This is a genomic window from Mucilaginibacter sp. OK098 (genome assembly GCF_900142915.1).
Lineage (GTDB): Bacteria > Bacteroidota > Bacteroidia > Sphingobacteriales > Sphingobacteriaceae > Mucilaginibacter.
On record NZ_FRCM01000007.1, the window covers coordinates 408,186 to 429,497 of the forward strand.

General features: G+C 44.6%; 25 protein-coding genes and 1 pseudogene. 15 read left to right on the plus strand and 11 right to left on the minus strand.

What is annotated here, in order from left to right:
* Nucleotides 1–176: 176 nt before the first annotated feature.
* Together BUE31_RS24385 and BUE31_RS24390 are read left to right on the plus strand one after the other, a co-directional pair.
* Nucleotides 177–1,352, plus strand: coding sequence for a type IV secretory system conjugative DNA transfer family protein (locus tag BUE31_RS24385; RefSeq protein WP_073406461.1), 1,176 nt, complete (start codon nt 177–179; stop codon nt 1,350–1,352).
* Between the two features lie 119 nt (nt 1,353–1,471).
* The gene (locus BUE31_RS24390; RefSeq protein ID WP_073406462.1) at nt 1,472–2,224 is read left to right on the plus strand and encodes a hypothetical protein; all 753 of its coding nucleotides are present in this window, start codon (nt 1,472–1,474) and stop codon (nt 2,222–2,224) included.
* 98 nt (nt 2,225–2,322) lie between these two features.
* Here the strand turns inward: BUE31_RS24390 and BUE31_RS31730 are convergent.
* A pseudogene (locus tag BUE31_RS31730) lies at nt 2,323–2,499 on the minus strand (transposase); the annotation flags it as partial.
* A 188-nt stretch (nt 2,500–2,687) separates the two neighbouring features.
* Here BUE31_RS31730 and BUE31_RS30810 point away from each other — a divergent pair.
* Nucleotides 2,688–2,933, plus strand: a complete 246-nt coding sequence (locus tag BUE31_RS30810; RefSeq protein ID WP_143167238.1) for a hypothetical protein — start codon at nt 2,688–2,690, stop codon at nt 2,931–2,933.
* Between the two features lie 242 nt (nt 2,934–3,175).
* On the opposite strand, the gene BUE31_RS24400 is transcribed toward BUE31_RS30810, so the two are convergent.
* Nucleotides 3,176–3,913: an N-6 DNA methylase gene (locus BUE31_RS24400; RefSeq protein WP_073406463.1), complete on the minus strand. Its 738-nt coding sequence runs from the start codon at nt 3,911–3,913 to the stop codon at nt 3,176–3,178.
* A gap of 233 nt (nt 3,914–4,146) precedes the next feature.
* On the opposite strand from BUE31_RS24400, the gene BUE31_RS24405 reads away from it, so the two are divergent.
* From BUE31_RS24405 to BUE31_RS24420, 4 genes are all read left to right on the plus strand, one after another.
* The gene (locus BUE31_RS24405) at nt 4,147–4,515 is read left to right on the plus strand and encodes a hypothetical protein (protein ID WP_143167239.1); all 369 of its coding nucleotides are present in this window, start codon (nt 4,147–4,149) and stop codon (nt 4,513–4,515) included.
* Between the two features lie 160 nt (nt 4,516–4,675).
* The gene (locus BUE31_RS24410; protein ID WP_073406465.1) at nt 4,676–6,121 is read left to right on the plus strand and encodes a sodium:solute symporter family protein; all 1,446 of its coding nucleotides are present in this window, start codon (nt 4,676–4,678) and stop codon (nt 6,119–6,121) included.
* The gene (locus tag BUE31_RS24415; protein WP_073406466.1) at nt 6,111–7,004 is read left to right on the plus strand and encodes a methyltransferase domain-containing protein; all 894 of its coding nucleotides are present in this window, start codon (nt 6,111–6,113) and stop codon (nt 7,002–7,004) included. The genes BUE31_RS24410 and BUE31_RS24415 overlap by 11 nt, the downstream gene beginning before the upstream one ends.
* Before the next feature lie 11 nt (nt 7,005–7,015).
* Nucleotides 7,016–9,943 carry an SUMF1/EgtB/PvdO family nonheme iron enzyme gene (locus BUE31_RS24420; protein ID WP_073406467.1) on the plus strand — a complete coding sequence of 976 codons (2,928 nt, stop codon included), beginning with the start codon at nt 7,016–7,018 and terminating at the stop codon, nt 9,941–9,943.
* 67 nt (nt 9,944–10,010) lie between these two features.
* Here the strand turns inward: BUE31_RS24420 and BUE31_RS24425 are convergent, their stop codons facing one another.
* Nucleotides 10,011–10,295: a hypothetical protein gene (locus BUE31_RS24425; RefSeq protein ID WP_143167240.1), complete on the minus strand. Its 285-nt coding sequence runs from the start codon at nt 10,293–10,295 to the stop codon at nt 10,011–10,013.
* Between the two features lie 218 nt (nt 10,296–10,513).
* Here BUE31_RS24425 and BUE31_RS24430 point away from each other — a divergent pair, with 218 nt between their 5' ends.
* Entirely contained in the window at nt 10,514–10,906 is a 393-nt protein-coding gene (locus BUE31_RS24430) for a hypothetical protein (protein ID WP_073406469.1), read from the plus strand.
* A 70-nt stretch (nt 10,907–10,976) separates the two neighbouring features.
* Here the strand turns inward: BUE31_RS24430 and BUE31_RS24435 are convergent, their stop codons facing one another.
* Complete coding sequence (locus BUE31_RS24435; RefSeq protein WP_073406470.1) at nt 10,977–11,240, minus strand: hypothetical protein; 264 nt, start codon at nt 11,238–11,240, stop codon at nt 10,977–10,979.
* 38 nt (nt 11,241–11,278) lie between these two features.
* Between BUE31_RS24435 and BUE31_RS24440 the strand changes: the two genes are divergently transcribed.
* A complete protein-coding gene (locus BUE31_RS24440; protein WP_073406471.1) occupies nt 11,279–11,515 on the plus strand; it encodes a hypothetical protein in 237 nt (78 codons plus the stop codon).
* Nucleotides 11,516–11,804: 289 nt separating this feature from the next.
* Here BUE31_RS24440 and BUE31_RS24445 read toward each other — a convergent pair whose 3' ends face one another.
* The 5 genes from BUE31_RS24445 to BUE31_RS24465 all read right to left on the minus strand — a co-directional run bounded on the left by BUE31_RS24445 (nt 11,805) and on the right by BUE31_RS24465 (nt 15,352).
* Nucleotides 11,805–12,194 (minus strand): hypothetical protein, encoded by a 390-nt coding sequence (locus BUE31_RS24445; RefSeq protein WP_073406472.1) that lies wholly within the window; start codon nt 12,192–12,194, stop codon nt 11,805–11,807.
* A 7-nt stretch (nt 12,195–12,201) separates the two neighbouring features.
* A complete protein-coding gene (locus BUE31_RS24450; protein ID WP_073406473.1) occupies nt 12,202–13,083 on the minus strand; it encodes a hypothetical protein in 882 nt (293 codons plus the stop codon).
* 260 nt (nt 13,084–13,343) lie between these two features.
* Complete coding sequence (locus BUE31_RS24455) at nt 13,344–13,949, minus strand: hypothetical protein (protein WP_073406474.1); 606 nt, start codon at nt 13,947–13,949, stop codon at nt 13,344–13,346.
* A 333-nt stretch (nt 13,950–14,282) separates the two neighbouring features.
* Nucleotides 14,283–14,777 carry a hypothetical protein gene (locus BUE31_RS24460; protein WP_073406475.1) on the minus strand — a complete coding sequence of 165 codons (495 nt, stop codon included), beginning with the start codon at nt 14,775–14,777 and terminating at the stop codon, nt 14,283–14,285.
* Entirely contained in the window at nt 14,774–15,352 is a 579-nt protein-coding gene (locus BUE31_RS24465) for a hypothetical protein (protein WP_143167241.1), read from the minus strand. Before BUE31_RS24465 ends, BUE31_RS24460 begins: the two co-directional genes overlap by 4 nt.
* A 168-nt stretch (nt 15,353–15,520) precedes the next feature.
* Here BUE31_RS24465 and BUE31_RS24470 point away from each other — a divergent pair, with 168 nt between their 5' ends.
* Nucleotides 15,521–15,985, plus strand: a complete 465-nt coding sequence (locus BUE31_RS24470; protein WP_143167242.1) for a hypothetical protein — start codon at nt 15,521–15,523, stop codon at nt 15,983–15,985.
* A gap of 3 nt (nt 15,986–15,988) precedes the next feature.
* On the plus strand, nt 15,989–18,916 hold the full coding sequence (locus BUE31_RS24475; RefSeq protein WP_073406478.1) for a type IV secretion system DNA-binding domain-containing protein: 2,928 nt from the start codon (nt 15,989–15,991) through the stop codon (nt 18,914–18,916).
* 18 nt (nt 18,917–18,934) lie between these two features.
* Here BUE31_RS24475 and BUE31_RS24480 read toward each other — a convergent pair whose 3' ends face one another.
* On the minus strand, nt 18,935–19,159 hold the full coding sequence (locus BUE31_RS24480; protein ID WP_073406479.1) for a hypothetical protein: 225 nt from the start codon (nt 19,157–19,159) through the stop codon (nt 18,935–18,937).
* 123 nt (nt 19,160–19,282) lie between these two features.
* Nucleotides 19,283–19,498 (minus strand): helix-turn-helix transcriptional regulator, encoded by a 216-nt coding sequence (locus BUE31_RS24485; RefSeq protein WP_073406505.1) that lies wholly within the window; start codon nt 19,496–19,498, stop codon nt 19,283–19,285.
* 113 nt (nt 19,499–19,611) lie between these two features.
* On the opposite strand from BUE31_RS24485, the gene BUE31_RS24490 reads away from it, so the two are divergent.
* From BUE31_RS24490 to BUE31_RS30815, 4 genes are all read left to right on the plus strand, one after another.
* Entirely contained in the window at nt 19,612–20,088 is a 477-nt protein-coding gene (locus BUE31_RS24490; RefSeq protein WP_073406480.1) for a hypothetical protein, read from the plus strand.
* A 12-nt stretch (nt 20,089–20,100) separates the two neighbouring features.
* Nucleotides 20,101–20,547, plus strand: coding sequence for a hypothetical protein (locus tag BUE31_RS24495; RefSeq protein WP_073406481.1), 447 nt, complete (start codon nt 20,101–20,103; stop codon nt 20,545–20,547).
* Nucleotides 20,544–20,795 carry a hypothetical protein gene (locus tag BUE31_RS24500; protein WP_073406482.1) on the plus strand — a complete coding sequence of 84 codons (252 nt, stop codon included), beginning with the start codon at nt 20,544–20,546 and terminating at the stop codon, nt 20,793–20,795. Before BUE31_RS24495 ends, BUE31_RS24500 begins: the two co-directional genes overlap by 4 nt.
* A 316-nt stretch (nt 20,796–21,111) precedes the next feature.
* Nucleotides 21,112–21,312, plus strand: a 201-nt coding sequence (locus BUE31_RS30815; protein WP_143167244.1) for a hypothetical protein, incomplete at its 3' end; no start/stop codon positions are given.

The following is a 21,312-nucleotide window of genomic DNA, read 5'->3' on the forward strand; positions in this document are numbered from 1 at the left end:
GTAATACTCATGCCAAATTCCTTTCTATACAATTCGATAAAACTTTGCAATTGTGCTTCGGTTAATTCCACACATAAAGTTTCCCATGTTTACTTAATTACAACACAAGGAATAAATTTTCATGAAAATTTATTCCTTGTGTTGCCCCGCCATCTTTCATTCTATGCTCTGTGTTAATGTATGAACACAGAGATTTCACCCCCATCGGCTACACCAATTGGAGAAACACCAACCAGCTCTTTGGCATCAGGCTGCAAGACCGCTTTTCCCATATCTACAGCATCGGGAAGACCGGGGGCGGAAAAACCACCTTGCTCCTGAATATGGCCATTGATGATATTCACAAGGGCTATGGCGTGTGCCTGATCGAGCCGCACGGGGACGCCTGTTTAAAGCTACTGCAGGCTATTCCCGAGCACCGCAAGCAGGACGTTATCTATTTCAACCCGGCTGACAGTGCCCACCGCACCGGCTTTAACCCGCTCCTGAACGTGCCGGAGGAAGCGCGGCATTTGGTAGCATCCGAAATCGTACTGTCATTCAAGAAGATATGGGGCGATTCCTGGGGGCCACGCCTGGAGTACATTCTGCGCTTTTCCATACTGACCCTCCTGGACTATCCCACCGCAACACTGTTGGATATTCAACCGCTCCTGCTGGACCAGGCATTCAGGAACATGGTGCTGCTCTATACCGACAACCCCGCCATCCTCTCCTTCTGGCACAACGAGTACGACAGGTACACCAACAGCTTCAGGACGGAAGCCATCGTGCCAATCCTGAACAAGGCCGGAGTATTTACGGCCAACAGGATCCTGAAGGATATTGTTGGCCAGCAGGAGAGCGTTTCCCTTGATGATATTATGAACAAGGGCAAGATACTGATCTGCAACCTGTCGAAAGGGAGCATCGGGGAGGACGTGTCGCAGATACTGGGAAGCCTGCTGACGACCGGCATCCAGACCGCAGCCATGCGCCGAGCCATGATAGCGGAAGAGGAGCGCAAGCCCTTCATGGTATTTATAGACGAGTGCCATTCTTTTATTACAACGTCATTTGCAACCATGTTGAGCGAGGTGCGCAAGTACAATGTGGGATTGTTCCTGACGCACCAGTACCTGGAGCAACTGCCGGAAGAGGTGCGGAACGGCATATTGGGAAATGTGGGGAGTATCATCTGCTTTCGCCTGGGAACTACCGATGCCAAGGTGATGGCGGAAGAGTTTTATCCTACATTCAAGGTTGATGACTTTATAAATCTACCAAGGTTCAGCGTGTATTTGAAGTTATTAATTGATGGGACAGGCAGTATGGCATTTAGCGCCGTGTTACATACAACTAATAGCAATTAATCCGTCAGGCAACAACAAACAATCTTACACCATGAAAATCAGATAGTTAAGCTTAAAGCCGCAACTTGTAAGGATAAAATTTTATATTAGTCATAAATTTTTAAGATTTAATCAATTAAATGACGAACTTATTAGATTATGTCTCCTTTTATGTAAACGCCTGCCCTTTGGTTCTTGCTGTATTGGCTATAATGGTAACTCTTCAACCCACAAAAGAGATGCGTAGATTTAAACCGCTATGGATTACCATTTTTACTTTTTTAGGTGTTACAGCACTGGGGGCTGTTGTCTGGCAACAAAATTTGATTTCTCAAAGGGAGTCCCTTACGCTAAGTAAACACACGATTGAGGTTAACAATCAAAAAGCTATAGAAAATAGTAGAGATCAAAAGATTGCTTTTTTACAAGGGCAATTAACAACTACTATTACATTATTAAGTATTAAGCAAAATAGTAACAATCCGATGACATCAGTTAACACTACTAAACAATTGGCTGAGGCTTTTGAACGTTTTAGTAAAGTATCAGCGCAAAAATTGGTTAGCCCAGAAATACCTTTAAAAAAAAGGTGTGAAAATTTATATAAGGATATAATGGGGTTTTTGAATCAAAGAAAAAATGATGAACCACCCATAAGCAATTTACGTGCTGATCTTGATGCGAGTATTAAAGCATACGACAACTACTATTCTGAAACGTTATCTATATACAAGTCTAAATTCGCTGTAGAAGCATTGAACCTTAGATATGAGTTAATTAATACAGGTGTACAACTAACCATGAACGAATGGTCAATTAAAAGCCCCGCCACACTAAAGGATATTAGTGATACTGCATATGATTTTGGTGTAGCTGCAAAAAAACTACCTTAATCTGGGCTTATTTTTACCTCCCATTTTTAGGTCGCCCGCTTCTTCTTTCTTAGGTGCAGATGTCTTAACAAGGTGCAACAAATTTCTATTAAATTCAGTTAAACGGTCGCAGTACTTACGTTTGCAACCACAACGGCTTTAACCGCGCCTATTTGACGATCTTTAAAACCAAATACAGGTGTTTTGCTATCGTTGTTACAACCGCGTTTGTTATTCTGCTTAGAGGCGTGTTTGTTCTTTTCGTCGCCACCCATATAAGTTTCGTCGGCCTCAACAACGCCCTCAAGCGCACAATACCGTCAAGCTAGCCGTAATCGTTATATAGCATCTTAATCTGCCCTGAATCAAAGTAGGGCTTCCAGTTCAGCTTTGAATTTAGAATCGAGCCGCAAAGAACCACCTTGTCGAACCTTATTGACTTGTACATCCTAATGGAGGATAAGAAAATAAAAGCGCCAAAACTGTGGCAGACGATGTCGGGCAGGGTATCGCCAACAATGTTCTCCGGGTAAAAGTTTTGGAAAGACCTGATCGCCAAGCTTCTTTACCTAATGCTCAAAAACTGAAAGAGCGTAAAATAGCCGTATTCAAAATTTATATCCTCCATATTGGGCCTCTTACCAATCAGATTTTTCAATGCATAGTACCATTGGTTCTCGGCTCTCATGCCGTGAACCGTTATAATTTTCTTCATGAAGATTTAGGTTAGCCTTAACATGTTATAAATATATAAAATAGTGCACTAAAGTATGTGTAGTTTTTCTTAACATATTTCATAACATGAGTAAGAAATCAATCTAGAATGTTAATATCTATCTATAGAAAATCAACTTCTTAATAGACTTTAGCCAAAGGCAGAGAGCAGCAACATTCATTTAGACGTTATCTTACAAATGTCTGTTAGATCGTATCAAAAACGCCAGAGTTATTCTGGCGTTATAGTCTAGGCACCTATGACAAGTCGAACAAGCTGCCCTGCACGCCGCTACTCATGAGCGGAGACTTGGTTGGAATAAATGGCGCGTCAAACGCCGTGCTTTCTTTCGAATCAATCGGCCGCAGCCAGATATAGCTTTCATTCGGATCGCTGAACTCAGCAAAGCAGGGGTAGTGATAGCCGTCCTTCAGGACGGTTCCCGTCTTGTACCCTTTGAAGAACTCGTTCGCCAGCGTATCCATGTGGGCAATTTCGCCCGTCAGGGAGTTGAGAACCATGTTGATGACCGCCATCTTGCAGCACACCACGTCAATGTCCGCGCCATAGAAGTGCAGGTGACGGTTAATCTTCGCAACCGCCAGCAGCATCCGGCCTGAGCCGCAGGCCGGATCACACACCGTTTGCTTGGGCAACAGGGAATCTATCCCCATACTCCGGGCCATAAATTCGGTGAGCGGTTCGGGTGTGAAGAACTGGCCCTTCCTGCCATTAGAGATCCGCTGCTCGAATAACTGTCCGAGAGGATCATGGAACCCCTCGGACAGTTCGCCAATCTCCGCATAGAGCGCGACCAGCTGCTCCCTTTTGGGATGGGTTGTCAGGAGTTCCAGCGCCTTCAGGCGATCCTGCTGCGCATCGTGCCGCTTAAATGCCATAAGGAAGAAGTCGAGCATGTTCGAGAATGCGCTGGCGTGATTTTGCGTGTAGGCAAACTGGTCAAAGAGGGAGAAAAGCTTGTTGTTGTCTTTCATGCGATAATTTTTTTGTGAACGATTTGAAAAATTATCGCACGGATTGCAACGATCCGAAAGGGCGGTTGTTTAGGTATTGGCATCGCTATTGAGTCACGAAATAAAAGCAAAATCTCTTCCGATGCAACTTTACATTACCGATTAAATGCTCTTTTTATTTAAGAAATAATATATAAATATTTTTTGCATGATATTAAAAAATATTTATACTTTTATGAATAAACCTTATCATAATGAAAACCCGTAAAATACTACTACTCACGACATTGTCCCCACCATTGTCTTTTTCATTGAATGGCATCGGCCATATGCCCCTAGGTGCAATTGCATATTATTCTTTAAAAGACGACAATCCGGCAGTTCTGAAAAAATCACGCAGTACCTTAGAGAAGTATCCCCGGTATTCCGTGCCAATACTGTGCGACAACCTTGCAGGCCTAACTGCTGAAAAACAAAATATTACCCTCTTTATGTTTGCCCCAACCTATCCTGATGATGCATCCTATAGGCTTGCGTTAGGAGGGACTGTAAAGAAAGAATATTATTATGTCGATTATTCATTTATTCCATCTGGCCAAACAGCCCCAAGCCGAAATACATAGAAAAATTCGATTAATTTATTATTTCTGTTCCCCGTGAAGCAGAAACATTTTATAATACTGACCAAAAGAAACAAATGACAGGAAAGTAAAGTAACTTTTAAAGTGAATTATCAGCTTTATTCCTTGCAACTCTACAATAAACGTGTAACATAAAGAAAGTATGGAACCCTTAATAAGCCAACAAACTGGATTCGTTTTATTAGCAGTATTCGGATTAGTAACCTTGATTGCATCTGTATATGCACGTAAATTATTCGGTGGAAAGGATGTTGATGGATTTTTACTAGCAGGACGTAAAGCTTCATGGTTATACGGCGGCACTAGCATTGCAGCTGCATGGACCTGGAGTATTGCATTAATGATTTCAGTTCAGCTGGCATATCAAAATGGCTTTGCAGGTATTTTTTGGTTTGTGATTCCAAACATACTGGCAGTTCTTATATTTATTTGGATTGCTCCTACTATTAGAAAAAAACTACCAAACGGATACAGCCTTCCGGAGTGGATTAGTAAAAGATATGGAAACAAAAAAGTAACTACTTTCTATCTTATTGTATTTTTTTACTATCAAATAATGGCTATTGCTATGCAAATATATGCAGGTGGCTATTTATTTTCAATTGCAACAGGTGGGAATAAATATTTAATGATGGCGATAATTTTGTTTATTGTTCTCATTTATACATTAGTTTCAGGTTTCAAAGCTAGCTTGCTAACAGATTTAATTCAATATTCATTATTGATCATTATTGGATTTATTGTATCGTATTCTTTACTTCATTCATTACACTTTAATCTTAACTTTTCTGGAGTCTATAACAAAGGTAGCACCAACCCATTTTCTCCCTCAATTTTGTTTAGCTCTGGAATAATTATGACAATTTCTTTATTATCAGCATCCATTGGAGATCAGCAATTTTGGCAACGGTCATTTGCAATTTCTGAGAAGGCATTAAAAAAGAGTTTCATTTTAGGGGCAGTTCTATTTGGGATTGTGCCAATAACCTTATCATTCATAGGATTCGTTGGAGCATATCATTCTAATACATTTGTTTTACCAAAAGATTTTGACATGTCCTTGATTGGATTTGTAATTGTTAAAAACTATTCATCCACTTTAATTGCATTTGCATTTCTGACGGCATTGCTATCGGGACTATCTTCAACACTAGACTCTGCACTTTCTGCAACTAGTAGCCTATATAAAATGGTAATAGCTAAATCTTGGGATCACGAAAGCATTGTCGGTGATACAAATTTTAGAATTAAAGACGGAAGATTTATTATGATAGTATGCGGATTGTTTGGGCTGGGTTTGGCATTTTTTGTAACATATATTCAATTTGATTTAAAATATTTTTGGTGGTCTTTGAATACTCTTACGTCTGTCATAGTTGCACCAACTCTATTAAGTATATTTTCAAAAGGAACCTCAGCCCGGGGAGTCCTGACAGGTATAACACTATCGGTAATTATTGGAATTCCAACTTTTGTTTATGGGAACTTGATGCACAATGATTTTATTATTGCTATCTCATATGTTTTAATAGTGTCGTTAAGCTTTATTGGGTGTCAATTATTTAAAAATAAGGATAATGGGAGGTAGACTTGATACTTTGTCAGTATACAATTTTGAACAAAATAGTAGATCACTGGTTCAGGATTCATCATTAAAAACAATCATTCAAACCTGGATAGCTGAAACAGGTCAAAACACTTTGAATTGGTTAGATATTTGTTGTGGTGACGGAAGGATTTTAATAGAAATTGCACAGGGATTTCCGGACCTTCAGATAAATTTTCATGGCTTAGAATTAGAAAGAAATATCGCTAAAAGAGCTGAAATAAATGCAGCATCTCTAAAAAATGTCACTCATAATCAAATAAAAATCGGTGAACTTTCTTTATTGCAAAATTCATTTACTGATTTGAAATTTGATTTAATTACAAATATCAACTCTATTCATGAGTTAGGCATTCCCGAAATTTCTTATTTAATTTTAGAATCATTTAAGAAACTAGAAAAAAAAAATGGGTACCTATTCCTTTTCGATTTATGTAGTTTGCCTTATGATGAACCTGAACCAGGTGCTGTACCTTGGGACTATCCCGAAGCTTGTAGTTTTTTTAATAAACTCTCCGAAATTTTTGATATCCCTAAAGAAAATCTAAAACCGAACCATCATAGGTCAACAATAGGTGCTTGGCACTTATCAATAAAAGGTATGGTTTTATATAGGTCATCAAAATTAGCTACTACACTTGAAAATATTGAGAATTCTGAAAAACATCATAAAACCTTTATTAAATTTATAAAAGATTTTATCGAGGAAAAAAAAACAGAAACCGATAGGAGTATTAAGCTTACGATTAGAAGATTTTATCCAACAAAACCTCTTTCAGAATCAGAAATGAAAGAAATACAAAACCTATTGGACAATGGATTTAGAATTTTCTGGTCTTGTCATGAACAATTAAGAATCAATTAATAATATTATTGATGGATAACTCCAAATATAATTGTGAAATAATTCTCAATTTATTTCAATTTTCAAACTTCAAGTGCAAGAAATTAAATGAAAAGCTTGCTTTAATTAATTATTTAACCCCATGGGGTACTGGTACATCTATTGTAACTTTTTTATCTATACATCTACTAGAAGACAAGAGCGATGAAAACTTAGATTGGCATTCAATCTCCTCGGAATTATCTAATTTATTTGAAAACGAGGGGCATGAAGCGGAATCCTATATTGTGTATGTTGAATCAAAAGGATATCAGGCCAAATTAAGAGGTTTAAATTTTAAGGTTTTACTAATTGAGGAACTAATAAAAGAAATATTTGATTTAGACTTTTTTTACAAAAATCGTAAATCAATTCTTGAATCTTCACTCGGTAGTGAAACTAAAATTATCCCAATTTGTGGTGAACTATTTGCTGATAAAGGTAATAAAGAATTTCACGTCGAAAAAGATGCATTGGAGTATTGCTTTAATTTCTGTCTAGACAAGAGTTCGATTTCGCTAGCTGTAATTGGCAGCTTCGGAAGCGGGAAAACCACCCTTTTAAATTCTTTATGTCTTAAGTTACTAGACATAGGATTGTCAAAACGAAGGAAAATATTTCCCCTTTATATCGATCTACATGGGAAGGGCGCATACAATTTAAAAGGAATAATTAGAAATAAAATTGAAGAATTATATGGATTCACTATTTCGCATAGTGACATCTCTATGGTATTAAATTCATTAAAAAAATACTTTGATATTATCCTAATTTTTGACTCGCTTGATGAACAAAGTGAAGTAAACCTAAAATTGTTCAAACACATTTCTGATGAAATTAGACAAGTCTCTAATTCCTATGAATTCAAAACCATTATTGCTTTCAGGGGCGAAATCTTTGAAGGATTCAGAGATGTTCACAATCTGTTTGGAAAAGACACCAAAATACTAAGTTTAAAAGGATTTACATCAAATATTGAGTTATTAAAAAATGAAAGAATTGACGCTCTAGTTAAGGATGCAAAATTAAAAAGCATTATCGCTGGCCTTCTCCAAAAACCATTATGGAACTCAATAATACATAATTTTGTAAAAGAGAAATTATCTACAGAAGATACATCGCTTGAAAAATTCCTCTCATACTGCATAGAACGTTGGCATGATCGAGAACTAACAACTAGAAGGCCAACCCTCAGTATCCATGACCACAATTATTTAACCACAATCTTAGTTTTAAGCCTTATTTGCAATAAGAACCTATCATTTACACCCGATGGGAGGATTCTAAGAAATGAACTAGCAGAATTTACTCGTAAAATAATTCCATCAATTTTCCACCAAGACTCTTTTTTTAACCAACAATTTAAATGGTTGCAACTTCCCCCTGATTTAACTACTGAAAGTTTAATCATTTCAAGTTTGTTAACTACTGACCGAAATGGATACTTACAGTACGATAGCAATATTTTTATTGATTTTTACTATTACACATTCATTCGAACAACTTTACTTGATAAAACAACCTTTGATTTTGACAAACAGTTTTTTTTAGATACTTTAGAAATCAATAGTTTTACCGATATATTAGGGGTAAGCCCGATTCCAGATGCTCAGACTATTAATTACTTTTTTAAATCTTTTTTATCTACAACAAATAAGAAAAATGACCTTGTTAATAAGTTACACAAAATACTTCGAGATGCATTTAACTTCAATTCTGCATTGCATTATAACAGTTGGGAGGAACTAATTGTAGGTAACGAAACAGGGAAAATAACAAGGGATTTTGAGATTGAAGAAGAGAGGGTGTATGAATTAAATATTCCAAGCTCCTGGCCCCAAATAAATAATTATTACTTAGCATATAATATTATAAGACTTTTATGTTTTATTGATGAAAACAAAATATATGGGGTTGATTTTAGTTACCTCACTATTAAGGGTGTTGTATTTGAAGATATCTCTTTCACTAGGTGTAATTTCAATGCTTGCCTTTTTGGATATGTTGAATTTAAAAACTGTCATTTCCTCCAATGTGAATTTGAATACTCCTTTTTTTACATCTCTTTAGTTGATGATAGTAATTCGTTTATTGATTGTAATTTCGATGGTGCTATTTTAAATACAGATAATATTGGACCCAATAAATTGAATGGATTTATTAATAGCGACTCGAAAAAAATTGAAGAATACTTACTTGATAATGAATCATTAATAGTCCCTAATTTATTGAGCACCGAGAGTGTCCGGATTGCTGAAAATAATGATTTTGCAATTAAAGCTTTGCCTTTTGTAGTTCAAAAATCCCCTGTTAGTAACAAGGAATTTCAAGAATTTCTCTTAAAAAACAGTTGCTTTTCTAAAGAAATGCATAGCAAAGAAATTGAGAATCCATATTATTTAAGCTTATTCAATAACTCAGATGAAGATTTGCCAGTTGTATATGTTTCACTGATTGCGGCCATCGCTTTTGCTAATGTTAAAGGGATGCGATTACCTACAGCAATCGAATATGAATACTATAAAAAGATCTTCATTAATGAGAATTTAGACTTAAGTGATAAATATTCCGATCTCAGTAAATTATTCAATAATAATTATTTCCCATGTGGTATTCTTGCAGAAATGACTTATCAAGTTGATAACTATGACTTTTGGAATAAGTATCAAGCTAAGGAAAGAAGAACTAATTTTGATAGTTCAATTAATATCATTCCCAATTATAAAAGAAACTCACGCTATCGTTGTGAATATTTAATTATGGGAAATTCATATTTATATCCTAATTATAATTTAAAAAACTCAAAGCTACCCACTTGGGTAAATCAAGATCAAGGGTTTAGATGCGTTCTTGATTACCCCGCTTTAATACATAGATATATAATAATCAAAAAATCAAATGGTTCATCGGGGGAAAAGTAGAAAGGAAATAAGGCATTCTTCACTCCCAAGCTCCACAAAAAGTAACGCCAGGTTTTCATTGAGAATTTCACAAGCCTTTCAGGCACGCAAAATTCTCAATCAGCCTGTTTCCGCTCCGCGGGCTGAACCTGTCATCATTTTTGTGTGCGCAAGGTCGTTCATCATAAAAGCTCCCTTTGGCTTTATACAACGCCTCGCCTCCCGCTTCGGCATTGTAAAAGCCAACCGCTTTTCTTGTTTGGCTCGCCTGCGCTGTCGCAAAACGCTTCGCCACCGGCAGCGCGTGCATTGTCCGGGCACGTTGCCCAACCCGCTCAATGCACACTGCCGCCGGTGGCTCGTGTCCAGACATTCCATTCAGTCGCTTCGCTCCCTCTGCCTGGACGTTTTGCTCCGCTCGCGACAACTCCGTTTCTCTCCGTTGTCTATCGGCGGCTCGCAGAAAACCATAGCATACGAATAGGGCTGCTATGTGGAATCGTGTAGCAAGTGTTGACATCATCATTGTTAGGCGCTATTTTTGCTAATTAGCTTAGCAAATAGTATAAACTTCATTTTATATACGCGTGTATGCTGCCTGATGATCTTAACGAACTCTATACCTTGCTGTATTATGATTTGGTTGCATGGGTGTCCGACAACCCCAAGCTTGATGCCGCCATCACGCAGAAGGATCGCAAACAGCTCTTTGCTTTTGACAATACAACGGGGCTGCTCATTGACCTAACCCGCTTTGAAGAATCCTATTATCGGCGGGTCTTTGGAGACGTCCAGAAGTCCGACATGACAGAGCGGTTTATCAATACGGTGTGCCTAATCATCAAGGAAAGCCTCATACGCACAAAACAATATGACGCAACCATTCCTATAGCGGTGAAAAAGCACATTGGCGGCATATCGGCTCCAAAGCGATACTATATCCATCCCAAATATACTCCGCACATTCGCACGAGTGCCACGTAATACCATAGCGTACAAACGCAAAACGCCAGGCTGAATGCCCGGCGTTTCTATTCTCCATATAGGGGTGTAATTAACTCTTTTTCTTCTTTGGTTTCGCTGCTTTCTTTGCAGTATCAGTCTTATTGACCTTGTACCGCTTATCAGGAGTGCCATCTTTTTTCAAGGGGACTTTCGGTGTTTTGTTTTCCTTGTACCGCTTGTCAGGCGTACCGTCCTTTTTTAGGTGTTTTTTAACCGTGTCGGCCTTAAAGGAATACGTAGGGGTGTTGTGTGCTTGGGTCAGTGTCGCAAAGCTAAACATCAACAACATGAGCAGCGTGAATACTTTTTTCATGGTCATAATGGTTTTTTTGCTCTAAGCTACAGAGTTGCATGTACAAATGCAAGGGACAAGGCAGGCTATGTGAAATTTATTTTCCCCTACCGATAGCAGATCTTGCAGGGCCTGTATCCCAGCTTGATTGCCTGGGCCTTGGTGATTTTCACGATGCCATGCGTGCAGCGCGACAGGCCCCGGCATTCGTACGAATGGTACGCATAGGCCGACCTGCTTTGGCAGATGTACACGGAATCAACCCTTGCTTTTGCAAAAGGAACGACTGCCGTTAAGTTGCTGACAGATATACTAAGAAGCAGGGTTAAGATAATGAGTATTCTTTTCATGGTGAATTGGTTAGGCGTTAAATATACAACTTTTGCGAACAGCTATCTATGATGCAAAATCCGTCAGATATCTGCGGCTTCATCGCACGCTTCTTAAGCGCTCTGTACACCGTCCGAAAAAATCAGGCCGATCTCCAGGCACTCCATTCAGCCGTTGAGCCTCCCTGCATGGACTTTTTTGCCGCTCGCGCCAACGCCCTGTTCTCCTCTGGTCTGGGCGGATGGGGGAAATGCCTTAGCTCACAGCTGCGATTAGGTCACCGGCGTTGGTAATAATATCGTTGACATTAAATGTCAATATTGATACGCCCAGGTTGACAATCGTCGTGGCTATATTAATTATCTTTTGAACATCGGCAATGCTTTTAAGCGCGGCATCTATATTGGCTGAGGCTTGGTTTATCGATGCTATTTGCACTGACAGGTCTTGTACGGTTTGATACGTCGTTAAGGCTCCAAGTAGCGTTGTGTTGTGGTATATTGTGCTAATTCTATTGCTTATGTCTATGTACTGTAAACTGGTTAGGTTGCCCACATTGGTATTGAGGTATTGCATCAGCTGATCTCCTAAATTTTTATAATCAAGTGTCAATTGGGTTACCTGGGGAGTTGTTAAAGTTGCCATATCGGGTCTATTTGGAGTTTTTTAATTTGTTAAATTCCTGCACGATGGAGTATAAGTCGGCAGAGTATTGATTTACTGCTGTTTTAAGCGTGTCTTCGGTTAGCTTGTCACTCTCTAAAGCAAGCTTTGCATGGCCGGCCTTAATTTCCCTTAAGGCCGCAATGAACTTTCCGGTCAAGTCCCTGTAGGCGTTGAATTTTGCCGCACGAACAAGATAGTCCTGATAGTATTGCGCCTTTATGTATGATGGCAGCGTTTGATTTTCCTTATGCTCTATAAAATAACGGTTATATCGGTTGGCGAGTTCTGACTTGTCTGTGCCAATTAGAAATATCGTAAATTGCGTCTCCATTAGGCCTATGTAGGCGCCTAATAGAATCTGAAAATCGGGATCGGTATTTTTTATAATATCCTTGAGTTTCTTTTTCCTGTATCCGTCCATTAAATCGTTGGTAACGGTGGTAGCAATTTTGCCCAAGGACGTAACCTGATCGCTTGTGATGGGTACAATGTTTTTAATCTTGTCTACGTCAATGGCCTTAACTAAATTGTCGTAGTTATAGTTAACGGCCTTCTTATCCGATAATTTGCCTAGGCCAGTCAAATATCCAGACAAGACGCTATTTAACGTATTTAATGCCTTATCAGCTAATTTATAGGCTTCACAATCGCACGGTATTGTATCTTGAAACTTGCCGTAAGGGGGGAAATAGTACAATTCCTGCGAACAGACAAAATCCTGGCAGTGTTGGGCATATGAATATCCAATTGAGTTTTGAGATTCAAGCGCCTTCGTAGAAAGAGTCGCATACGTGTTGATATGATCTAGGTTGGCGCAGGATGCAAGGACCAGGACGGTGCTTGCTAGATAGCAAAATATTTTTTTCATAGTATGGGTTGTTTAATGTGCTTGGGCATTGTCTGCAAAATTTCAAATTCGTTTCGGCAAGCAGTTGCTGATCTGGCCTGAATGCATTTGACCTCGCGGATGGAGAATCTCATCCGGGCCTTGGGCGAGCAATATGCCGGGCCACATTAACAGTGCTTTTGGCATTCCGGCTCAGTGCCGCATGAGAATTGCCCCCATCAAGACTGCTGCGCTGTGCGCAACAGTCCGCAGCAACAGTGCTTTTTCAACGTACGATCGTATTATGAAATTGCCGTTGTTGCTTGTTGTGGCGTGGGCGGATTGACCGTCGGCTTGGAGTTTTCCGGTATTTTTAGCAATGCGTACGCCCCGGAACTGATTCCCAAGAGAGTTAATGTTTGGGGAGGAAAGTCATATAGTGATTGCTTTGTGATCACTATAGATAAAAACGCAAAGCCATAAATAATATTAAATACCAGTGTCTGAAAGCGGGCCACGCTGATGCCGTTAGCATCGGAAAGAATATCGGTTAAAAACCCCTGCGTTGGAGACATGTCCTGGCTGCGGGCAATGGTGGGATCTATGCTTTGCGTAGTGTCAATCACTTTTCCCGCGGTGGTGGTTCCCACTACAATCCCCATGAGAATCAGCACACCGCTCTCAATTGTAGGCAGACTGCCACTAACGATGCCAATGTAGCAAATGGATGCAAAGATGAGTACCGTCCAATAAAAGATCATTGTTGAAGACATGCTGAACGTACGCTGATCTTCTGGCATTAAAGTACTCTTGTCTCTAAGAAATAAGGTAAGCTTCTTGCGAAGCACGATGAGCAGCACAATTATTAATAATAACGCGCAGCTGCAGGCAATGGGTAATGCATACATGGTGATAAGGATTAATTGGTGTATTTAAAGGTATGTAACTATTTTCATATTCGCAAGTATAATTATCTGAAAAATAGATAGTTATATTATTTCCTTTGGATTAAAAAACACTGCCCATTCATGTAACTTATTTGCGCTTAACTAAAAACAAATAGAAAAAATCCGTCAAAGATGCTCGGCTCTCCCTACCTCCCCAAAAGCCCTGCAAGGAACTACGGCATAAACCCGGCAGCGCCATTGCCCGCGCAGGCCCATTTATTCCGTTCCTCCTTGCAGCGCTTTCCCGCGCCGAGTGCGGGGATTTCTTTTTTCTCTTTTTGTTTTTTGGAATAATTAGGGGATGTCGGTGATCAGCATTGTATAGCCACTACATCCGTTATCCTTCTGGATTTGTTGCATTGCATCGCACGTCTTGGCTTCGTGTTTCGGGTTGTGCTTTGGGTCTGTGCATTGATATCTTATTACTACCTGGAACGTATACTCGTCTGCTTTAACGTTGTCATACAGCTTCAGGTAGTCAATGTCGGTGACATCTGATTTTGCCCGTACTTGCAATACATTCTCGTCTCTTCCAAACAGCATCTTGTATTTATACATGATGCCATCTGCTTTTTGAAGGGTAACGATATTTTTATTGTCCTTAAAATAGTCCTTGACGGCGTCAATTGGGATGCCCTTTGATATCGTGCTAATTGCCGTATTTATCGTAGGGCTAATTTGAGCCTTTAGCGTTCCAATGTGCCTTGCCTCGGCACTCTCAGCGCTTCCCTGCGCGCTTGCCGCGGTATACCAAAGCGTCAAGCATAGGATAAAAGATAAAACTTTCATTTTCCAGTAATTAATTTGTCAAAAAAAGAATCTATTTTAGCGTAAAACTTTTCAGTAGTGATGCCGCAGAACAGGCATAAGAACACTAGCGTCAATGGTCGAATTTCGCCCGTATCCTTTGTAAGGGCTGTGGGAAGAACGTAGGTGAGTCCCAGGACGACCAGCCCCGTCAGGATACCCAAGACGGGCATGGTCACATATCTTGCTTCTGAAATTGGCGTCTTTCCTGTCGCTAAATCCTTGAATATATTCACCAGGCCGCCAAGCAGCCCAAAACTCATCGCGGTAATTACCAACGCTGCAAACTTCGGCAGTACAATGGTCCACTCAAAGTACCTCTCAAGCCCTTCCTGCTCGTTATAAATTGCATACATATATTGATCGGTGATAGTGAGGCCCTTTTCAGTCTTAATTGGATCCATTGGCCGTTTTAGCAAATCATCCTTTTTCTTATTTATATTTTCAATAGCTTCATCGGCATTTAGCTTTACCAGTCCACCTATGCCGACAAATAAACCACCAATTAGCCACACCGCCAGGAAGCAACAGGCTACAATACTCATGCGATAGGTCATAGTTGGTTGATTTTCAGAGCCTAAAATAGAGAAAATCCCTCACAATTACAATGGGTGTTTTCACCCTAATTACGGAGTGAAAAAACGGGGCAGGAATGCGTAAAACTACGCTTGCGCTTGTGCGAAGCCTGTCCCGATATTTAGGGTACCTCAAACCCTTAAATCAATATGGCAACGCAAACCACCGTCCACCTGCACAAGTACCAGCACTTCGAGGACCTGCAGCTCTCGGCAAGGGAGTTCTACGCCCTCGTCCGCGACATGATCGCCCAGTACCAGTATCCCGACGTCACCTGCACTCCCGTGACGCTGAAGGAGGGCGGCCTGTTTTCCTCAAGGCGGGACTACCTGCGCATCTCAAGGGAGCGGTACCACTATTTCCTTTGCGCCAGCCCCTTCGGCCGCAGCTTCTTCATCAGCTGGTGGCTGCAGGAGGACGAGCACGTGGCCGCCAACATGGCAAAGAAGATTCCGCTGCTCGGCGAGGCGCTCTCGACCCGCCTGGAAAGCAGGACGTACTACGAGCTCGACACCCAGCTGATGTTCACGTCGAGCATCAACGCGCTTATCACTTCGGCAGTGGAAAAGGTGAAACTGGACAAGGGCTTCAAGGCATCCCTCATTAACGGCTAACAGATGGTTTCGCCATCAAGGGAACTGACGGCCCAGTTCTACGAATGGGAGCAGCGGGGGCGCGGCTGGTTCCTCGCGGACGGCCCCGTCGAGCTGGAACCCGCCTTCGAGCCGTTTTGGGGGCACTGTGTTGCTTCCGGCATCATCGATGACGGCAGGCGTCCGCACTGGCTCGCCCGGTTGTTTTCTCCCGATTCCCAGGCATTGGCCCCAACCTCCGCGCGGCCGGAACCGGTCATCGCCTACGGGGCCGAGGGAGACAATGCGTTAACCGTATACCGCATAACCCTGCCCAGGGGCGACGCCTCCCCGATTGCCCGCATGGAACAGCTGCTGGCCATGCTCTCGTACCGCGGCAGTCCTGTGAGCTTCGAAATTGTCGGAAGCCACGACTCAATCGACCTGCAATGCGCCTGCCGCGACCATGATGCCGCGTTTCTGTACACCCAGCTCAGGGCGTTCTTCCCGGATGTGCACGTTGCCGAGACGCTGGACGACAGGGTATACGAGGTACTGACCGAGGGACAGGCGTTCTATGCCGTTGACTTTGGCCTGGCGGAGGAGTTCATGCGCCCCCTGGCAATACTCTCGCAGGGCCAGGAGCCACTGACCGCGCTCTTCGGCGTGCTGGAACTGCTCAAGGGCGACCAGTGCGCCGTCGTGCAGGTCATGTTCGCGGCCGCGGCCAATCCCTGGCCTGAAAGCATCATGACGGCCGTGTGCGACTGCAGCGGGAAGCAGTCCTTCTTCCTTGACGATCCCGACATGCCGCGGCTTGCAATGGAAAAGGTCTCGCGCCCGCTGTACGGCGCGACGGTGCGCGCGGTCACGAGCGCGGACGGCCTCGACGGTGCCCGCACCCTGCTCCAGCACCTTGCAACCGCGCTCGTGCACGCCTCGGCCTCAGTGCACAACCGGCTCATGCCGCTTGCGGAGCGCCCCGGCGATCCCGAGTATTCGGCGGGCGAGCGGCTGGGCGACATCCTGCTGCGCCAGTCGCGACGCGCGGGGATGCTCCTGAACAGCGGCGAGCTGGCCGCCCTCGTCCACTTTCCAAGCGCCGCGCTGAGGACGAAAAAGGTCATCCATGCCGTTCACACCACCAGGGCGGCACCGGCCTCCCTGTTAGGACAAGAATATATCTTGGGTGAAAACAGGCACCAGGGGCAGGTGCAGGCGGTGGGGCTTTCCACGGAGCAGCGGCTGCGGCACGTCCACCTCCTGGGCGCGACCGGCACCGGCAAGTCAACCCTGCTGCACTCCCTTATCATGCAGGATATCCATGAGGATATAGGCCTGATGTGCCTGGATCCCCACGGGGACTTGATTGAGGACATTTTGAACTGTATTCCCGAGAGCAGAATCAAGGACGTGGTACTGATTGACCCGAGCGATGCGAAATTTCCCATCGCGCTCAACATCCTGAGCGCCCATTCCGACCTTGAGAAGGAACTGCTGGCCTCCGATTTGGTGGCGCTCTTTCGCAGGTTCTCCACCTCGTGGGGCGACCAGATGAACAGCGTCCTTGCCAACGCGATACTGGCGTTTGTCTACAACGCCAAGCAGTTTCACTTGGGCGACCTGCGGCGCTTTCTCATCGAAACGGCATACCGCACGCGCATTCTTTCAACCGTCACCGATGCGGACATCGTGTATTATTGGCAGCATGAGTTTCCGCTGCTGAAAGGCACCTCAATCGGTTCAATCTTAACTAGGCTTGACAGCTTCCTGCGCCCCAAGCTCATTCGCAACATGGTCTGCCAGCAGCACAGCCTCGACTTCGCGCAGCTGATGGATACCAATAAAATCGTGCTGGTGAAGCTGTCGCAGGGGCTGATGGGAGCGGAAAACAGCTATCTCCTGGGGGCGTTCATCGTGTCCAAGCTGCAGCAGACCGCTATGGCAAGGCAGGCCCAGGACCGCACCAGCCGCACCCCGTTCTTCTGCTACGTCGACGAGTTCCACCACTTCATCACGCCCTCAATGGCTGAAATTCTTTCCGGCACCCGAAAGTACGGGCTAGGACTGGTGCTGTCACACCAGGAGATGCAGCAGGTATCAAAACTCGATGCCGAGATTGCAGGCAGCCTATTGACCAATGCGGGGACGCGCATTTGCTTTCGATTGGGCGATACTGATGCAAAGCGGCTGGGAGAGGGTTTCGCCCACTTCACCGCAGGCGATTTGGAGAACCTCTCGGTGGGCGAGGCCATCGCACGGGTGAACGCCACGCGGGATGATTTCAATCTTGACATCATCCCGTTTGAACAGACCGATGAGGTCTCTTTTAAAAGCGCAATACGAGACCATTCCCGCGCCGCCTATAGCACGCTGATTGCGGCGGAAGAAACCGCGAGGCCGGTATTTGAACCAATGCCGGAGCCGACAGTGCCGACCCCTCCCACTTCGCAGGCACCAGTACCGCAAGCCCGGGAACAGGTCACGCCACCGGCAGCTCGAGAGCACCGCTACTTGCAGGCCCTTGTCAAGGCAATGGCCGAGGGTCATGGGTACAAGGCGCAGCTTGAAGTGCCGACACCTGACGGCAGCGGGTACGTCGACGTGCTGCTGGAACGGGAGGGCGAAGCCATAGCCGTTGAGGTTTCAGTCACCACCACGGCCGCCTGGGAGCTGCACAATGTCCGCAAGTGCCTAGCTGCGGGATACGACAGGATCGTGGTCTGCGCAGACCAGCCCGCGAAGCGCAAGCAGATACAGGGCAGGATCGCTTCGGAACTGACGGCAGACGAGCAAAAAAGCATTAGCGTCATCGCAAGCGCCGAGATACCGGCACTGTTTACCCAGCGCGGCGATCCCGCCCCGCCCGAGGCGGTGATGAAGGGCTACCGGGTGAAGGTCAACTACGAGTCCAGCGCGGGCCGGCAGGGACTGGTGCAGAGCATCCTGAATTCCGCCCGAAGGCCCAAGTGACCTGCGGTCAGCGGCCCTTCAGTTCAGCGTTTCCCACTGGGTCTCGGAAATGATGGTCTGCACGGTCTTGTTGTCGACCCCCTGGCTTTTTGCCATTTCCTGGAGGAGGCGGACCTGCGCCTTCTGAAGCCGCATGATTCCGGGGATGTTGAGTACAGCCCGGATAATGTAAGCGCCGATGGCGAAGAGTACCAGGGATGCGAGGAAGCAAACGAGTAGGGTTCCGATGATGGTGTTATTCATGACTGCGTGGTTTAGGTGAACAATGGTTTGTTGCCATAAATGTAGGCACGCGGTTTTTAATTTCCAAATCTTTTTTTGGCAACCTGCTGGCGAGCAACACCTTGAACGGATTGCCTTTTCTTCTTACACCCTCACCAACTCCTCAACGGTAACTCCCAGCCCCTGCGCAATCTCGGTCAAATAATAATAGGTGGGATTGAAGTCTCCCATTTCAAGGCGCTGGATCGACTGCTGGTCCTTGCCGATGGAATGCGCGAGCTGCGTCTGCGTCAGGCCCTTGCTCTTGCGCAATTCCTGGATGTGCCTGCCTAGGCGCTTGAGTTCTGTTTCCTTGTCCATTGGAAACATAAAAGAATAGCTAAATATTTGCAATTAATACATACGATAGATTGTATTTGTCAAAACCGTTTCGTAGGTTTGGGCTACCGTTAACCGCTTAAACCCATACCCATATGAGCAAATTCCTGCCCCTCATCAGCATTATTGTCTGCATTGGCGTACGCGCCGCCAGCGCGCAGCCGTCCCCCGATTCGCTCCACAGCGCAAAGTCAGCGTGGGGCACCATTGTGGGCGAAAGGAAGGCCAAGTCCTACACCACCCGCGACGGCCGCCACACCTACGCCATCGGCGGCACCGTCCATACCGGCCTCGGCAGCGCCGAGGACAAGTCCTTCCAGTACGTCAGGGCGCACGTCTCCGGCAACCGCTTCGTCAAGGCGCTGGTGCCGGACATTGCCGCGCTGGAAAAGGAGTACGAGGACACCGACTTCACGGTCACCGACATCTACGAGGGATACAGCAAGGTCAGCGACGCGCTGGTCAGGAACGCCCCCAAGACCGTGTTCGTCGTGTTCCAGACCGCGGCGCGCTCAAGCTACGAGGCGGCAATAGAGAAGGCGATCAGGGCGAAAGAAATCGAAACGAACTAAAACCATAACCCAATGAAACCATTCCTGAAAAAATCCGCACTGGGCGTGGCCCTACTGTGCATGGCATGCATCGGCATTTCCTCATGCAAGAAGGGCGGCATGCCGGCCGCAAAGGCAAGCCCGAAGGCCTACGCGCAGCTCCTCATCGGCACGTTCGCCCGCACCGGGGTCGCGGTCTCCAACTCGGGCACCGCGTGGAAGGACCTCACCCCGAGCTATCCGGGCGAGATTCTCAGCTTCTCCCCCGACGGCACGTACGTTGACAAGGAAGGCTACGCCACCGACAGCGGATACTGGGAAATTCCCCCAAACTCAAGCACGCTCATCAAGGGGGCGCTCAGCTACAGCATGGCGGCGCTGGACGAGCACTCGCTGGTACTGGTGCTGACTTACGCGTCGCCAGTCTCAGCAAGTGACGGGGATCTTTACCAGTACTGGCGGTATTCTTACGGCAGGTGACCGCTTTCGGGCGGCCATTGCCGACGGCACAGCGGTTGCCAGCATATGCGGCATCATCGGGACAGCCGCTGGCTGGCGATCCACAGGAACACCTCCTATGCCCCATCCGTCCGGAGCAGCACTTTGATGCAGCTGACCCTTCCTGGTCAGCAGGGGTGCGACGCCCCCTCAACGGGCATTGCAAGGGCCTTTTACTGCTACAGGCAGATGTTCGCGCATTAACCACAACTCCTTTTGAATTACTGTAGGGTGAAACCAGCCCCCCTACAGCTACCGAAATTAGGCGCGGCTAATGCTTTGAAAATTGTCGTTTGAAAATATTCGCGCTTAAAAATCGCCATTCAAATAAATGTTATTATCTTTCTCAAAATTACATGGGCATACCGATGCCCATATCTAAACCTTACATAATGAAAAAGTTTCGCTTAAAGCCGGCGCCGGCATCTAATCGCGTTTACAGCCCTTCTCAAAGTTCCGTGTCAATGCCCAACAGGGGCACTGGTGCTTAAAGCACCACTGTCCAAACCTTCAACCTGATCCATAACCAAAAAACAATATCATTCCATGAAAATCTTTTTAGCAACAACCATCGCATTTTTTGCATTTACAATAACTTGTAGCGCGCAGTGGACAACATCCGGCAGCAGCATTATTCCAATTCCTGCAAACCTTGGCTTTAATGTTGGCATCGGAACCGCTACTCCTGCGGCATCATCACTCCTGCAGGTACAGAAAAACACGAACGGACCCACAATTTCAACGGTA

Excerpts from the sequence above, each read along its gene's own strand:
- BUE31_RS24450 (WP_073406473.1), bottom strand. The coding sequence starts at position 13,083 with ATGAAAAAAATATTTTGCTATCTAGCAAGCACCGTCCTGGTCCTTGCA.
- BUE31_RS24385 (WP_073406461.1), top strand. The coding sequence starts at position 177 with ATGTATGAACACAGAGATTTCACCCCCATCGGCTACACCAATTGGAGA.
- BUE31_RS24475 (WP_073406478.1), top strand. The coding sequence starts at position 15,989 with ATGGTTTCGCCATCAAGGGAACTGACGGCCCAGTTCTACGAATGGGAG.
- BUE31_RS24445 (WP_073406472.1), bottom strand. The coding sequence starts at position 12,194 with ATGGCAACTTTAACAACTCCCCAGGTAACCCAATTGACACTTGATTAT.
- BUE31_RS24410 (WP_073406465.1), top strand. The coding sequence starts at position 4,676 with ATGGAACCCTTAATAAGCCAACAAACTGGATTCGTTTTATTAGCAGTA.
- BUE31_RS24420 (WP_073406467.1), top strand. The coding sequence starts at position 7,016 with ATGGATAACTCCAAATATAATTGTGAAATAATTCTCAATTTATTTCAA.
- BUE31_RS24490 (WP_073406480.1), top strand. The coding sequence starts at position 19,612 with ATGAGCAAATTCCTGCCCCTCATCAGCATTATTGTCTGCATTGGCGTA.
- BUE31_RS24470 (WP_143167242.1), top strand. The coding sequence starts at position 15,521 with ATGGCAACGCAAACCACCGTCCACCTGCACAAGTACCAGCACTTCGAG.
- BUE31_RS24485 (WP_073406505.1), bottom strand. The coding sequence starts at position 19,498 with ATGGACAAGGAAACAGAACTCAAGCGCCTAGGCAGGCACATCCAGGAA.
- BUE31_RS24495 (WP_073406481.1), top strand. The coding sequence starts at position 20,101 with ATGAAACCATTCCTGAAAAAATCCGCACTGGGCGTGGCCCTACTGTGC.
- BUE31_RS24425 (WP_143167240.1), bottom strand. The coding sequence starts at position 10,295 with ATGTCTGGACACGAGCCACCGGCGGCAGTGTGCATTGAGCGGGTTGGG.
- BUE31_RS24455 (WP_073406474.1), bottom strand. The coding sequence starts at position 13,949 with ATGTATGCATTACCCATTGCCTGCAGCTGCGCGTTATTATTAATAATT.
- BUE31_RS24430 (WP_073406469.1), top strand. The coding sequence starts at position 10,514 with ATGCTGCCTGATGATCTTAACGAACTCTATACCTTGCTGTATTATGAT.
- BUE31_RS24415 (WP_073406466.1), top strand. The coding sequence starts at position 6,111 with ATGGGAGGTAGACTTGATACTTTGTCAGTATACAATTTTGAACAAAAT.
- BUE31_RS24435 (WP_073406470.1), bottom strand. The coding sequence starts at position 11,240 with ATGAAAAAAGTATTCACGCTGCTCATGTTGTTGATGTTTAGCTTTGCG.
- BUE31_RS24465 (WP_143167241.1), bottom strand. The coding sequence starts at position 15,352 with ATGACCTATCGCATGAGTATTGTAGCCTGTTGCTTCCTGGCGGTGTGG.
- BUE31_RS24390 (WP_073406462.1), top strand. The coding sequence starts at position 1,472 with ATGACGAACTTATTAGATTATGTCTCCTTTTATGTAAACGCCTGCCCT.
- BUE31_RS24440 (WP_073406471.1), top strand. The coding sequence starts at position 11,279 with ATGTACAAATGCAAGGGACAAGGCAGGCTATGTGAAATTTATTTTCCC.
- BUE31_RS24405 (WP_143167239.1), top strand. The coding sequence starts at position 4,147 with ATGAAAACCCGTAAAATACTACTACTCACGACATTGTCCCCACCATTG.
- BUE31_RS24480 (WP_073406479.1), bottom strand. The coding sequence starts at position 19,159 with ATGAATAACACCATCATCGGAACCCTACTCGTTTGCTTCCTCGCATCC.
- BUE31_RS24460 (WP_073406475.1), bottom strand. The coding sequence starts at position 14,777 with ATGAAAGTTTTATCTTTTATCCTATGCTTGACGCTTTGGTATACCGCG.
- BUE31_RS24400 (WP_073406463.1), bottom strand. The coding sequence starts at position 3,913 with ATGAAAGACAACAACAAGCTTTTCTCCCTCTTTGACCAGTTTGCCTAC.